Below are 12,879 nucleotides of genomic sequence, written 5' to 3'. Positions count from 1 at the left end.
GAACGGCAGAGAAACACCGGGAAGCGAGCTGACGTATGGACAACTTCCGGATTCCGGACCTCTGCACACCCGTGCCGGCGGCGCTAAATCCGGAACTCGCGACGGCCACGGCGGCCACCGACGCGTGGCTGGACGAGTTCGGCCTGGTGCCCACCGAGGAGGCACGCCGGCACGTGCAGCGCACCCGGGTGGACCGGCTGACCGCATGGCTGTGCCCGACCGCCGCACCGGAGGCGCTGACCCTCATCACCCAGTGGAACGCATGGCTGTTCCAACTGGACGACCAGTTCGACGACGACCCGGTACGCGGCTACCAGCCCGAGCGGTGGCGGGAGGCGTTCGGGCCGCTGTTCGCCGTCTTCGACGAAACCGTCGCGGCCGGACCGCTGACGCGTTCCCTCGCCGACCTGTGGCACCGCACGACGGCCGTCCGTTCCTCCGCCTGGCAGCGGAGGTTCGTCCCGCACCTGCTGTGGTACTTCGACAGCTACCGGGCCGACATGATCCACCGTGAGGAAGGGCGCGTACCCGGTCTGCAGCAGTATCTCGCCCATCGCCGCGCCTCGTTCGCGTTCGACGCCGTGCTGGATCTGATCGAGATCGGTACCGGCGTGGACCTGCCCGACCGACTGCACGCGAACCCGGCCTTCGCGGACATGCGGGAGGCGGTCATCTACGCGAACGCCTGCATCAACGACCTCTACTCGCTGCGCAAGGAACTCGCGCACGACTACGCCTTCAACGCCGTCACGGTGATCCGTCATCACCACGGCTGCACCCTCCAGGAGGCGGTGGACCGGGTGGCCGTGATGCAGGCCGGATACGTCCAGCGCATCCTCGACCTCGAACAGGTCCTGCCGGAGCGGCTGACGCAGGCCGGCCTCGCCGACGACGACGTCGACGACGCGCTGCGCTGCGTCAGCGACTTCCACGCGCTCACCGCCGGGAACGTCGCCTGGTCGCAGGAGACCGGGCGCTACGCGGAGATAGAGACCGAACCGACCTACCTGGCCGACCTGTTCACCCCGTAGCCCCCTCGCCCGAGCGGCCGTACAGCGCTGAGCCCCCTCCCAGGCAAGGGAGGGGGCTCAGCGGTTCTCCGCCTGCTTCACCAAGCCCCGGCAGGGTCAGTGCGCGTGACCACCCGGCGCCGGCGCCGTGTTCTTGACCGTCAGCGGCAGCAACTTCTTGCCGGTCGGGCCGATCTGGATGGAGGTGTCCATCTGGGGGCATATGGAAGAACGCTTAAAACTCCGCCACGCTGTCGGCATGAGGAAACGAGGACAGCGGCGGCTCGCGGCAGACCGAGCAGCCTACAACGTGGAAGCCGAGTGGACCGAGGCCGACCTTGCCCTGTTGGAAGAGCTGAAGCGGGCCGAGGCCCTGCTTCCCGCGGATGCTCCCCGGGCGCTCCTGTCGATCCGCTTATCAGTGCTAACGGACGACACGACGTCGCCGGTACGGCAGGAGCTCGATCTCCGCATCCTGGCCAGGGAGCGAGGCAGCCGAGTCATCGGCGTCGCTTCCGACCTGAACGTGTCGGCGACCAAGGTTCCGCCGTGGAAGCGGAAGGAGCTCGGTGACTGGCTGAACAACCGATCCCCCGAGTTCGACGAGCTTCTGTTCTGGAAGCTCGATCGCTTCGTACGTCGTCTCTCCGACCTCTCGACGATGATCGAGTGGAGCCTGAAGCGCGGGAAGAACCTGGTCTCGAAGAACGACAGTCTTGATCTCACGACGACCGCCGGGAAGATCATGGTCACGATCATCGGCGGCATCGCCGAGATCGAAGCGGCGAACACCTCCACCCGGGTCACGAGCCTGTGGGACTACGCGAAGTCCCAGGAAGACTGGATCATCGGGAAGCCGACGTACGGCTATGTCACGGACGAGGACGACACGGGGAAGGTCGTTCTCGCCATCGATCCCGAGGCGTACAAGGCACTGCACTGGGCTCGGGACATGGCACTTCGAGGACGCTCAGCCAGTTTCATGGTGCGCTGTCTGAAGCGGTCCGGCCTTATGAGCCAGGGCCTCACCGTGGTGACGCTGCTCCGACGGCTCCGCAATCCCGCGCTCCTCGGCTACCGCGTAGAAGAGGACAAGAAGGGCGGGCAGCGACGTTCGAAGCCGGTCCTCGGCAAGGACGGCCGACCGATCAAGGTCGCGCCCGCCATCTTCACGGAGGAGGAGTTCGAGACGCTCGGCGCCGCTCTCGACAAGCGCAAGAAGAACCAGCCTCCGCGCCGTGTCGGCGGGGCGACCCAGTTCCTCGGCGTTCTCCTGTGCGCCGATTGCAAGACGAACATGATCGTGCAGATCACGACCAACACTCACGGGACCTACCAGTACCTGCGGTGCCGCAACTGCAAGAGCGGCGGACTCGGGGCGCCCCACCCCGAGCAGGTCTACGAGCGCCTGGTGGAAGACGTTCTCAAGGTCCTTGGAGACTTCCCCGTGCAAGTTCGCCAGTACGCAGAGGGCGCCGAGGCGCGGAAGGAGATCAAGCGCCTTCAAGAGTCCATCGCGCTGTACATGAAGGAACTGGAACCCGGGGGCCGGTACACGAAGACGCGGTTCACGAAGGAACAGGCGGAAACGACGCTGGACAAGCTCATCAGTGAGCTCGAAGCGATTGACCCCGAGACGGCGAAGGACCGATGGGTCAACGTCCACGGCGGGAAGACGTTCCGTGAGCACTGGCAGGAAGGCGGCATGGAAGCCATGTCCGCAGACCTCTACCGCGTCGGAATCCGCTGCGAGGTCACCCGCACGAAGGTGCCGAGGGTCCGGGCGCCGAAGGTGCACCTTCGCTTGCTGATCCCGAAGGACGTACGCGAACGGCTCGTGATCCGCGAAGACGACTTCGCGCAAGCCTTCTGATCCCAGGCCGCACAAGAACGAAGCCGCCTGTCCCGTCACGCGGGGAGGCGGCTTCGTGTCTTTCTCGAACCACGTGGAGGCGTCGAACGGTTCTTCCGTGCCGTCCTCATCCACGATCACTATCTCACTTTCGATCAAGCTCGCAGCTCTGTCGTTCGCGGGCTCAAGTTTCGGCAGAGGAGTTATCGGCGGCCACCTCCCCATCGCCCAGCATCAGCGCTGAGCCGTCGGCACTCCTCGAGGTCTTGGGCGACTCCGGCCGCGATGAGCGCCGCGCCGGGAGTGTGGCCGGAGCCGACGTAGCGCCAGTGGGCATCCGTGATCACGTCCGGGGTGTCGGCGTGGCCGACGTGCTGAGCCCGTTCGGCACGTAGGGCCGCGTAGGTGGTGGAGTAGGCGCGTGACTTGGTGAGGATGTGGCCGCGGTAGCCGAGGGTGTGAGCCCAGGTGCGCAGGTGCAGGGGTGCGTATTCCGGGAGGCCGCCGAGGCGCCAGCAGGTGCGCATGAGGGTTCGGACGTGTGCGCTCACGGGTGCCGTGTCGATTTCGTCCCAGGTGGTGACCTTGTGGTCAGTGCCGGCGCCTGTGTCGCTCGCTCCCTTGGTGACGTACTTCGCGACGTACGCGGCCACCGCGTCATCACCGGGCCCTTCACCGTCGGCGTACAGCGGACGGACATCGAGTTGGGCGCCCCAGCGCACGGGCAGTTCGCCGACGGCGGGGCTGTACGGGGTGCGGACCAGGACACGCCCGGCGGAGGCGCGCACGGCATAGGTGAGCCGGTCGGCCGTGCCCCAGGCCGGGGGGTCGTCGGCCGGTCCGTCGGGGCCGTCGAGGCGTACGACGGCGTGCACGTGGACGGCCGCCCGTTTCTGGTATTCAGCGACACGTGCGAAGGACAGTCGGGCGTGGTGGGCGAAGCGGGACTGTACGAGACCGGCCGAGGAGGCTAGGCGCCGCCGGACATCGATGACGAAGCGGTCCCACAGCTTGGAGGCGTGCGCGTGCCACAGGACGTGTCCGGTGTAGTCGTAGCAGTCGGGACATAGGGGCTGGCCGATGAGGGGGTCGGTCGGAGCGTGCTCAGTGGCGCAGCCGAGGGAGCAGCCGTGTTCGCACGTACTGCCGTCACGACGAGGGCGGCAGCGTTCCCCAGTCCGGTGTACGGGGCCGAAGGACGGTGCGGTCAGGGTGACGAAGAGCCGGGGTCGGTTGCGGACGGTGGCGGGGACGTTCTTGCCGCCGAGGAGGCCCGCGCGGACCAGATGGAAGGTGTCGCCCGCATGGAGACGCGAGCAGGGGGCGCAGACGGTTGCTCTGCGGTTGCGGCAGCGGACGAGAAGGCGTTCGCCGGGTTCGTCTCGGGTGTCGTACTGGCGGATGATCTCGCCGGTTGTGCCGTCCAGGGTGGTGGTGGAGCCGGAGAGATGCACGGGGTGGGCGCAGCCGCCAGCAGCGGTGACCTGCTCCAGCCAGCGGGAGAAGTGCGGATCTTGGGCGATGCGGATGGCGTCGCGGTCTGCTTCGGGAAGCTGGCGCAGGCGCGCCGCGCGGTCGAGGAGGGCGCGCCTGTCAGCCGGGGTGAACTCCGGGGTGATGGTGGTGACCTTCCCGTGTGGGCCGCCTCAGCGGCACGGAGGATGTTGGGTGGCGCGGGGTCGGCCATGGGGACCACCTTTCTTGCGTGGTAGGGCGTGACGGGGTTCAGCGGATGGTTCCGGTGCCCCGGCAGACGCGGCAGCGGTGCAGCCGGCCGGTCCAGGTCTTGCGGGCCCCGTCGCCCTTGCAGTGGGGGCACCTCACGCGAGGCATGGGCATGCGCATGGGTCCTTCCTGATCAGAAGTGGTTGAAGCCGCTGAGGAACCAGGTGAGGAAGCCGTTGATCGTGAGGGCTACGGGCGTCTCGCCGAGGTACATACCGAACAGGGCGATGCACGCCGCTTCCCAGATCCGAACATCGCGGGAGCGGACGAGGAGGAAGGTGATGATCCCGAAGACCACGACGAGGGACACGGCGGTACCGGTGCTGATCACTTGTCGTCTCCTTCCAGCGCTTCGAGGGCGCGGCTGACGGTGGGCAGGTCGGGGGCCATGGGGGCGTACTTGTGGGCCGTCGCCACGGCTTCTTCGGTGGGGGTGAGATGGGAGCGGGCACGGCTCCAGCCACCGTCCGGCCCGGTGCACACGGCCACGCCGCGTTCCTGTGCCGTGATCGCCTGAGCGACGGCCACGGCATCCTTGTTCAGGTCGCCCAGGGCCATTTCTGCTGTGCCGGGATCATTGACCCGGTGGCAGATCCGGCCGCCCAGTTGTGCCCGCAGGGCGGTGACGCCGGGCCCGAGGTCAGAGCCGACCCGTTGTCCGGCGACGACCAGGTGCAGGCCGAGTGCGGCCCCGAGCTGTGCCAGCCGCAGCAGCAGCGTGGAGCACTGTTCTGCCTCTGCCTTGCTCTCGCGGGTGCCGTCGGACAGGTACAGTTCCGCAATCTCGTCGACGATGACGACGACCGGCACGGGCCGCAGCTTGTCGGGGAGTTCCCAGATCGAGCGGATGCCGGCCGACCGGCACACGTTCATGCGGTCCTGCATGTCGACCACGAGCGCGGAGAGCACGGCGACCGCTTCCCGGCGGCAGGTGGTCAACGTGCTGAGCCGTCCGGCGAACAGGCCCAGCTCCATACCGCCCTTGCAGTCGATGCCGACGAGGGCGATCCGTTGGGCCGCGAGTTGGGTGATCAGCCGGGCTAACAGCGTGGACTTGCCCGAGCGGGTGGCGCCGACGATCAGCCAGTGAGGCACCAGGCGGAGGTTCATCACCCAGGCCCCGCCGGACTCCAGGACGCCGACGAGCGCGCAGAGGAGTTCCGTCGGTGCGGTTGCCAGGCCGGGACGCTGAAGCGGATCTGTAGCCGTAGCCGTCAGGAGCACGAGCCCGCGTTCCGGTGAGGTGACTCGCACTGCGTGAACCTTCCACGCGTGGACCAGCGCGTCAGCCGCCTTGAGGAACGTCGCCGGGGTCTGCCCCGCGTGCAGCCGCACGAGCGCGGTCAGGCCCATGGGAGTAGCCCGCGGGAAGGAGATCCGCGGAGCCACCGGCCGCAGCGGATCGCCCTTGACGACCAGGTCGCCGAGCAGCCCGCGCGGCGGACGTCGGGAGACGGCGAGGTCGTTGAGCATGGCGACCTTGCGCCAGGTGAGGACCACCCGGCACGCGGTGACGGGGTAACCGATGAGGTACCAGTGCCAGGCCGGGCGGTGCCGGCGCACCAGGTCACCGACAACGAGCATCCAGGCCAGCACCGCGAGCGCGAAGGCGAGCAGGATCGCCCCCATCACGCGTCACCGCCTTTGCCGTGAGCGGCAGCGGCGCCGTGCACGGGCGTGATCGCTTCAGCCCGGAAGCTGACGCCGTGCCGGTCGCCCATGGCCCACATGAACGCCGTCAGTCCGGTGACCTTGACGATCTGCCCTTCCTCGATGCCCTTGGGCTCACCGGTCACCGCGATCTCGATGACGGAGATCCGCCGCCGGTCCTGCCGCACAGTGACGGCCACGGTGAACACCGGGTTGCCGTCCCGGTCCTTCTTCACCTCCTGTGTCTCGGGGTTGCTGATCTTCGCTTCCGGAGCGATGGCGCACCGCAGTACGCCGAGTCGCGCCGTGTCCACGGGAATGGACTGCATGTTTCTTCGGCCTCCTTGGCCAGTCAGGGACGCCCAGAAGATCCGGACGTCACTTGTCCTTACGAGTTACGACTATGGAGCGCTGTACGGCAAGGGCGCAACTACTTATGCTGACGAGTGATGACGCGCGTGCGACGTGCCTACGACACCGAACCGGAGAAGCCGAGATGACGGAGATCCAGCGCCCCGGAGCCCTCTACCAGCAGGTGGCCGCCGCCATCCGAGAGGCGATCCTGTCCGGCGAGTTCACGCCCGACTCCCCGTTGCCGTCGGAGGCCCAACTGATCGCCCGTTACGGGGTCTCCCGTCCCACCGTGCGCAACGCGATCGCCGCACTCCGTGCGGAAGGGCTGATCGATGTACGGCACGGGAAGGGCAGCTTCGTTCGCTCCGACGGTCAGCCCGCGCTCACCATCGAGCGCCGCGTCAGCCGCACCAGCGACGGCAGGTTCACCATGCCTAACGGCGACGTGTGGGAGGAGGCCGAGGAGCCGGTCACGTACCGCACCCGCACCACCAAGGCCACAGGTCGTCTGCTCCAACTCGACGAGGAAGAAGCACTCTTCGGCTGCGACCGACTGCTGATCGATCCGGGCACCGGCACCCGCGCCATGCATCGCACGCTGATCCCCTTCGAGGTGGCCGAAGCCATCCCACTGCTGGGGAAGGAGCCGTGCAAGCGTCCGGCAGCGGTCTACCGACTGCTCACCCAGGGCGGACACACCCTGTGGTGGTCGGAGACAGTCCGGGCCCGCATGCCGCTGCCCGACGAGCGCGCCACGCTCCAGCTCCCGGACGCGACCCCGATCCTGCACCTGGCCCGTGTCGCGCACGGCACCGACGACCGCCCGCTGATCCTCGAAGAACTGCGCGTCGGCGCGGACCGTGCCGAGATCGCCTATCGGATCACCGCCGACAAGCAGCCCGCCCGACGCCGCCAGGCATAAGGGGCGAGAGGCATCGGTCGAAACCGCCTTCACTTCCTCAAGGGCGCGCCTGCGGCGCGCCGGGCCGCCCGGCCGCTCCGGCCAGGCGTGCGGCGTGGCCGCCGGTCCCGTCCGGGCGCCGGACGCCCCACACCGCAGGACGCCCAAGGAGTCGAGGCGCCGACCGGTCGACGAGGGCCGGGGCATGGTCGGCCGGGGGTCGCCCGCCTCCGAGACTTTAGGCAGCTCCCATGGGGCGAGCCTCGAAGAACAGGGGGCCCATCGGGCACATACGCGGGCAGGACCAGTGCCTGCCCGATTCGCCGCGCCAGCGTAGGGCCCCCTGTTCACTCGCCCCATGGCAGCTACCGCCCAAAGTCCCTGCGGCAGGCGACGTGCCCACGCGCGCCGCTCACTGGCGAGAGGGCTGAGAAGCCCGCGAGGACCCCTCACGCCGCACCGTCGGCGCCGTTTGCAAGTGTCTCCAGGAGCCCGGCAAGCAGCTCAGCCACTTCCGGCCGGCCCGCCAGCCGCACGACCCCGCGACCATCCCCGTCCGTCGAGGCGACCGCCCGCACGGCGGACAGCTCAAAGCCCACCCCGAGCAGCGCGCGGTTCAACCGGTCGGCAGCCGCACGCCCCGCGCGCCAGCCCGCCACATAGTCGACTCCCGGCACCCACAGACCACCGTCGTCCCCTGCGACGTCATCAAGACCGTCGCTCAGCCAGCTCTCACCCGAGCCAGTCACGTTGCCCACCTCTGCCCCGATCGATGTAACGGATCGTCAACTGTCTGTGGATCAGGGCAGACGCGCAGCACGACGGCCCCGGTACCATCAGGCACCGGGAACCGCCGCGTTCCCAACCGGGCCACCCTTCGCTTTCCAGGGCTGATGGGGTGGCCCGGTCTCGGTTTGTGGTTGTGAGGCGCGGCCCTCCGGCCGTGGGGGAGCTCCCGAAAACCCGGAGGAGCCGCGCCCTGGCCGAAGGGGTCAGACTCCGGCCGCACCGGGCCGCCGCCCGCTCCCGATCGCGAAGGAGCGAAATGGGGGCGGCAGCCCGGAGATCACCAGTGCGGTACGGACTCCACTCCACCGTTCAGATCGAATCGGCACCAAACCGTCTTGCCGCCCCGATCCTCCGGCGTCCACCAGACCGACGCCGCCAGGCGCTGAGCGATGAGCAGTCCCCGACCGCTGTCGGGTAGCACCGCCTCAGACAGCTCTCCCAGCAGTCCGGGGGAGAATACCTCTCCCACCGAAAGCTGCGGAGGAGTCGAGTCCTCATCGGCGACCCCGATGAAGAGCCACTTCGGCCACATCTTGAAGATCACGTCGATGCGTCGGCAGCTACCAGGGGAGGACAGATGCCGGTCCGGCACGGCGTGGTTCACCACATTGCCGACCAGTTCCGAGACGACCAACCGAGCGTCGTCAATGACCTCATCGGCACCCGCACCCCGGAGGAACACCGCCGTCATGTCGCGAGCGACGCGCGCCGTGTCACCGAACTCGGCGAAGAGCGTCAACGCCAGGAAGTGCCCGTCGGAGAACGGCTCCGGCCGCACGAACCAGTGCGCGTAAGCATCAAGCTCACCCGCCAGATGTTCGGTCTTCCCCGCGTCCATCGACTTCCCCTTCCGAGGCCCCGCGGCCCTCAAGACACCGCTTGCTTCACGCAAGCCAGTACACGGCGAAGCAGGCGTGACCGGGAGCGTTCACCAGGGGGTTCACGTGAACACCGGCAAAGGCAAGGGGGTTCATCCATGAACCCCCAAAGCTGATACTGCTGTGACACGATGAACACTTGCCGTCATTCTCGGGTTGGCAGGGGAGCATGAGCCGAGAGCCGAACGCGCCGTTGATCGCTGTCATGGAGCAGGCCAAGGTCTCGAACAAGGGCCTCGCGAAGCGCATGAAGGACACAGCCGCCGCACGCGGCATCAGTCTTGGAACGACGCACGTCTCCGTACAGCGCTGGCGGGACGGCGCCGGCATCCAGCCGCAGACAGCGGCGATCATGGCGGACGTACTGAGCACCAAACTCGGACGCCGCATCACACCCGGCGATCTCGGCTTCTTCGACCACTCACGGCCCGCCGCCCCTCAGCCGGTCGGCTACCCGGGCACCGTTCCCGACGTGCTCTCCACACTGGGCAGTCTTGCCGACGAGCGGTCTGAAACCCCGGCCGATGACCCGCTGATCGTTGCCGACGGAGACCTCAGCTCCGCCGTCCTGTCATGGATGATCGCGCGCCCCGATGGCATCCAAGCCGATCGCCCCGGACGCCAACGCGTCGGCATGCGCGACGTACGTGCGATCAGGGACGCCGCAGGCATGTTCATGCAGCTCGACTTCAAGTACGGCGGAGGCCACGGCCACAAGGCACTGCGCCATTACTTCCGCCACGAAGTCCTGCCGCTGCTGGACGCCAGTTACAGCGAAAAGGTGGGCACCGCCTTATTCGGCGCCGCCGCCGAGGTCTCTCAGCTTCTCGCGTGGACCGCGTACGACACCGGAAGCCACCGGCTCGCCCACCGCTACCTGTCGTCCACGCTCCGGCTGACGCAGGTCATCGATGACCGCATGTTCGGCGCCCGCATCCTCGGCAACCTCAGCCACCAGGCGAACTATCTCGGCAACCACGCCCAGGCCATCCAACTGGCCCGCGCCGCCGTCGAGGGCGCCAAGGGCCGAGCCACCCCACGCGCCATGTCCAACTATTGGGCGATGGAGGCCCGAGCCCTCTCCAACGCAGGCGAGAAGGTAGGCGCAGCCCGCGCGATGAACGAGGCGGCACGCCACTTCGAGCAGGCCGACAGCGCCGACGACCCCGCATGGCTGAGCTACTTCGACGAAGCGGAACTCACGGGCGAGTTCTGCCACTGCTTCCGCGATCTGCGGAAGCGCCGGGAAGCAGTCGAGCAGGCGCAGCGCGCCGTCGACAGCACCGACCCGGTGTACGCCCGCACCCTTGGTTTCTGCCGCATGGTGCTCGCCCAAAGCCAGCTCATAAATGGCGAGTTGGAAGCCGCGGTCACCACCGCGAGTCTCGCAGTCGACGGCGGAGACACCCTCCAGTCCTCACGCTTCCAGCGCTACGTGACCGACTTCCAGGCCGAGGTGAGCACGCACGCGGCCCACCCCGCCGCGGTCGCCTTCAACGAGAAGGTGAGCGAGGCACTGGCCCGACTGGACGACGACGAATAGCGGCTACCACGGCCGCCAGTCCCGAGGCGCGTCATCGTTGCGCAGGGCCGAGATGCGCCGACGGTACTCGGCAGCCGTCCTCTCGTCCTCCCGCACGTTCTGCATGAGCCACGTCGTCATGCCGAACTCTTGGAGCCGCCGAAGCGTGTCATAACCGGGCCAGTCGTACAGATCCCGCCCGTACTCGCGCACGAAGTCGGCGTACTGCTCGTCGGTCTGCCACCCAAGACTGTGATGCTCCGTGGCCGTGACCATCAGGTCCCATTCCGGGTGGTCGAAGCAGAACGCCTCAAAATCGATCAGGATGACGCGCCCTTGATCGTCCACCATGAGGTTCTGCACGTGGGCATCGCCATGCACAGGCCCCTTGGGAGTCTCGAAGCTCAGCTCTCCGAACTGGTCACGCAGCTCACGCCAGCGCTTCCGCAGGAAGACTCGATCATCCTCCGGAATCGGGGCCCGGTCGATCCGTAGCTCTTGCTTGTCGAAGGGGTCGAACGAGGGAAACCCCACCCCGGCCGGCAGCGTCATGGAGTGGAGGTCTCGCAGGATGCCGCCCAGTTCCCTGTACGTCGCCTTACGGTCACCCTCACGGATGAGATGCCAGAAGGTCACCGGGTGACCGTCGACCACGAGGGGCTGTTCGAGGTCATCGAGGATGCGCGCCCCGGGGAAGCCCTCCCCCGCCAACCACCGCGACACGGCCACCTCGATGCGCGCTTTGGGTAGCCACTCCTCCCCCCGCGCCACGCGCACGACCACGGGTACGGACGCCAGCCGGAACAGAGCGTTCTCCCCGAACCGGATCAGCTCGGCGCCCCCGCCATCCAGCCCCGCCGCCCGGCACGCGGCACTTATCACCCGCGCAGCCCCCGCCGACGTGAACCCCTCTTCCGACCGAGCAGCGTCAACCGCCATGCCCGTACCAGCTCCCCTACTCGCGCGCGATCAACTAGCGCACGAACACGGGTGACCAACCCAACGCACGCCAGACATGACCTCGACCGTACCGGGGCTACTCACAGCGCACGAGGGGGTCAGGGCAACGAGCCCGCTCGCCCAGCAATACTAAAATCATGGAGCGCGTTAGCCCGGACCTGCTGAAGACCTACTCCATTCGGCAGATCCGGCAACCTGCTCTTCCACTGGTTGGTCCAATTGCTGCTGCCGACGCCGCTGCTCATTTCGGAATACTTCCACCCGCTCAACGAGACGTGCGAGGGCATCCTGACGACTCAGACCCGAGTAATCAGCAATCCCCAAAGTCATCGCATTGACTTCTTGCTCAATCAAGTCAGCAGTCTGCTGAAGATAGAAACTGCGCTCGCGGAACTTGAAGTACCCCATGAATCCTGCAGCAAGTCCGACAGCAAGACTGAGACCAACCGTAATCCACTGCTCAAGCGTCATGGAACCCGCCTGTAGAGCAGCCACGGTCGTCGTACCAAGGGATCCTACAATGATCACCGACTGAAGCCTATTGTGAATTTTTCGATATTTGTCACTTTCGTCTTGATATTGAGAAATATGTGCGGCTACATCTGCCTTGTATAGGCTTTGACTAATGTGGCTGGCGACAGTGTTGCCTGCCTCCGTCCAACGTAGATCATCCCGAATTCGTTCAAGGTTAGCTTCAGCCTCTTCGAGCGAGGGGATCTGTCGGCGCCGGACCCAGCTTCTAACGCCCAGAGCAGTTCCTCCGAAAGCCACGACTAGGACACTGCAAACCAAATCGAATTTTTCAACTATCGCGTTACCCCACGCAGCGGCCGTAGCCAGGCTGGCAGCGAGGAGAGCGAACGCCACCGTTGCCGAACAAAAACGAAACCAACGGTTTGCCCGGCGGCGCTTAAGCAATACCGCCTCCGCTTCGGCAGCCTGACGCTTGAGAGACCTAGCTAGCCGCCTCCCAGCACCGCTCTCTTCCTCTGACATGTTCCTCCTCCACTCCGCACAGCCGATGCGGAGTGCCCCTACCCAACCGGAATAGCGAACTCCGTTTTGCGGACAGTGGGCTACCCCACCTTGAGTCGCCTGATGGCAGATGCCCCGCCCTTACCCACGACGAGCTGACAGCAAGCGTCGGCCCAGCCCGACCCGAGCGCCGTGCCTCGCTCCGCTCTCACCCCAAGTCTCTCCTCAAGAGTCTGTTCTCCGTCCCTGAAGGCACTAGACTA

12 protein-coding genes are annotated in these 12,879 nt (G+C 66.9%); 4 read left to right on the top strand and 8 right to left on the bottom strand.

The window, feature by feature from the left end; all coding sequences use genetic code 11:
• Window positions 1-35: 35 nt before the first annotated feature.
• Both VKA29_RS13105 and VKA29_RS13100 read left to right on the top strand, forming a co-directional pair.
• Window positions 36-1,031, top strand: a complete 996-nt coding sequence (locus VKA29_RS13105; RefSeq protein WP_324785635.1) for a terpene synthase family protein — start codon at window positions 36-38, stop codon at window positions 1,029-1,031.
• A 289-nt stretch (window positions 1,032-1,320) separates the two neighbouring features.
• Window positions 1,321-2,883 carry a recombinase family protein gene (locus VKA29_RS13100; RefSeq protein WP_324785672.1) on the top strand — a complete coding sequence of 521 codons (1,563 nt, stop codon included), beginning with the start codon at window positions 1,321-1,323 and terminating at the stop codon, window positions 2,881-2,883.
• A 182-nt stretch (window positions 2,884-3,065) separates the two neighbouring features.
• On the opposite strand, the gene VKA29_RS13095 is transcribed toward VKA29_RS13100, so the two are convergent.
• The 4 genes from VKA29_RS13095 to VKA29_RS13080 form a co-directional block, all read right to left on the bottom strand.
• Window positions 3,066-4,424, bottom strand: coding sequence for a replication initiator (locus VKA29_RS13095; RefSeq protein WP_324785670.1), 1,359 nt, complete (start codon window positions 4,422-4,424; stop codon window positions 3,066-3,068).
• A 296-nt stretch (window positions 4,425-4,720) separates the two neighbouring features.
• A complete protein-coding gene (locus VKA29_RS13090) occupies window positions 4,721-4,918 on the bottom strand; it encodes a hypothetical protein (protein ID WP_324785634.1) in 198 nt (65 codons plus the stop codon).
• Entirely contained in the window at window positions 4,915-6,216 is a 1,302-nt protein-coding gene (locus tag VKA29_RS13085) for an FtsK/SpoIIIE domain-containing protein (protein WP_324785669.1), read from the bottom strand. Before VKA29_RS13085 ends, VKA29_RS13090 begins: the two co-directional genes overlap by 4 nt.
• Window positions 6,216-6,566: a hypothetical protein gene (locus VKA29_RS13080; protein WP_324785632.1), complete on the bottom strand. Its 351-nt coding sequence runs from the start codon at window positions 6,564-6,566 to the stop codon at window positions 6,216-6,218. The genes VKA29_RS13085 and VKA29_RS13080 overlap by 1 nt, the downstream gene beginning before the upstream one ends.
• A 167-nt stretch (window positions 6,567-6,733) precedes the next feature.
• Between VKA29_RS13080 and VKA29_RS13075 the strand changes: the two genes are divergently transcribed.
• Entirely contained in the window at window positions 6,734-7,513 is a 780-nt protein-coding gene (locus tag VKA29_RS13075; RefSeq protein WP_324785631.1) for a GntR family transcriptional regulator, read from the top strand.
• A 428-nt stretch (window positions 7,514-7,941) separates the two neighbouring features.
• Here the strand turns inward: VKA29_RS13075 and VKA29_RS13070 are convergent, their stop codons facing one another.
• Together VKA29_RS13070 and VKA29_RS13065 are read right to left on the bottom strand one after the other, a co-directional pair.
• The gene (locus tag VKA29_RS13070; RefSeq protein WP_324785629.1) at window positions 7,942-8,241 is read right to left on the bottom strand and encodes a hypothetical protein; all 300 of its coding nucleotides are present in this window, start codon (window positions 8,239-8,241) and stop codon (window positions 7,942-7,944) included.
• Window positions 8,242-8,558: 317 nt separating this feature from the next.
• A complete protein-coding gene (locus VKA29_RS13065; protein ID WP_324785628.1) occupies window positions 8,559-9,119 on the bottom strand; it encodes an ATP-binding protein in 561 nt (186 codons plus the stop codon).
• Between the two features lie 209 nt (window positions 9,120-9,328).
• Here VKA29_RS13065 and VKA29_RS13060 point away from each other — a divergent pair, with 209 nt between their 5' ends.
• Entirely contained in the window at window positions 9,329-10,702 is a 1,374-nt protein-coding gene (locus VKA29_RS13060; protein WP_324785627.1) for a sporulation protein, read from the top strand.
• 3 nt (window positions 10,703-10,705) lie between these two features.
• On the opposite strand, the gene VKA29_RS13055 is transcribed toward VKA29_RS13060, so the two are convergent.
• Together VKA29_RS13055 and VKA29_RS13050 are read right to left on the bottom strand one after the other, a co-directional pair.
• Window positions 10,706-11,620 (bottom strand): aminoglycoside phosphotransferase family protein, encoded by a 915-nt coding sequence (locus tag VKA29_RS13055; protein WP_324785626.1) that lies wholly within the window; start codon window positions 11,618-11,620, stop codon window positions 10,706-10,708.
• A 168-nt stretch (window positions 11,621-11,788) separates the two neighbouring features.
• Window positions 11,789-12,637 (bottom strand): DUF4231 domain-containing protein, encoded by an 849-nt coding sequence (locus VKA29_RS13050; RefSeq protein ID WP_324785625.1) that lies wholly within the window; start codon window positions 12,635-12,637, stop codon window positions 11,789-11,791.
• Window positions 12,638-12,879: the final 242 nt, after the last annotated feature.

Source organism: Streptomyces sp. H51 (assembly GCF_035656535.1).
Taxonomy (GTDB): Bacteria; Actinomycetota; Actinomycetes; order Streptomycetales; family Streptomycetaceae; genus Streptomyces.
Note: the sequence above shows the minus strand (reverse complement) of the source record. Positions and strands in the feature narration are given on the sequence as shown.

Bases quoted from the DNA above. Each gene is read 5' to 3' on its own strand.
- VKA29_RS13105 (WP_324785635.1), top strand. From the start codon at position 36: ATGGACAACTTCCGGATTCCGGACCTCTGCACACCCGTGCCGGCGGCG.
- VKA29_RS13085 (WP_324785669.1), bottom strand. From the start codon at position 6,216: ATGGGGGCGATCCTGCTCGCCTTCGCGCTCGCGGTGCTGGCCTGGATG.
- VKA29_RS13080 (WP_324785632.1), bottom strand. From the start codon at position 6,566: ATGCAGTCCATTCCCGTGGACACGGCGCGACTCGGCGTACTGCGGTGC.
- VKA29_RS13075 (WP_324785631.1), top strand. From the start codon at position 6,734: ATGACGGAGATCCAGCGCCCCGGAGCCCTCTACCAGCAGGTGGCCGCC.
- VKA29_RS13065 (WP_324785628.1), bottom strand. From the start codon at position 9,119: ATGGACGCGGGGAAGACCGAACATCTGGCGGGTGAGCTTGATGCTTAC.
- VKA29_RS13060 (WP_324785627.1), top strand. From the start codon at position 9,329: ATGAGCCGAGAGCCGAACGCGCCGTTGATCGCTGTCATGGAGCAGGCC.
- VKA29_RS13055 (WP_324785626.1), bottom strand. From the start codon at position 11,620: ATGGCGGTTGACGCTGCTCGGTCGGAAGAGGGGTTCACGTCGGCGGGG.
- VKA29_RS13050 (WP_324785625.1), bottom strand. From the start codon at position 12,637: ATGTCAGAGGAAGAGAGCGGTGCTGGGAGGCGGCTAGCTAGGTCTCTC.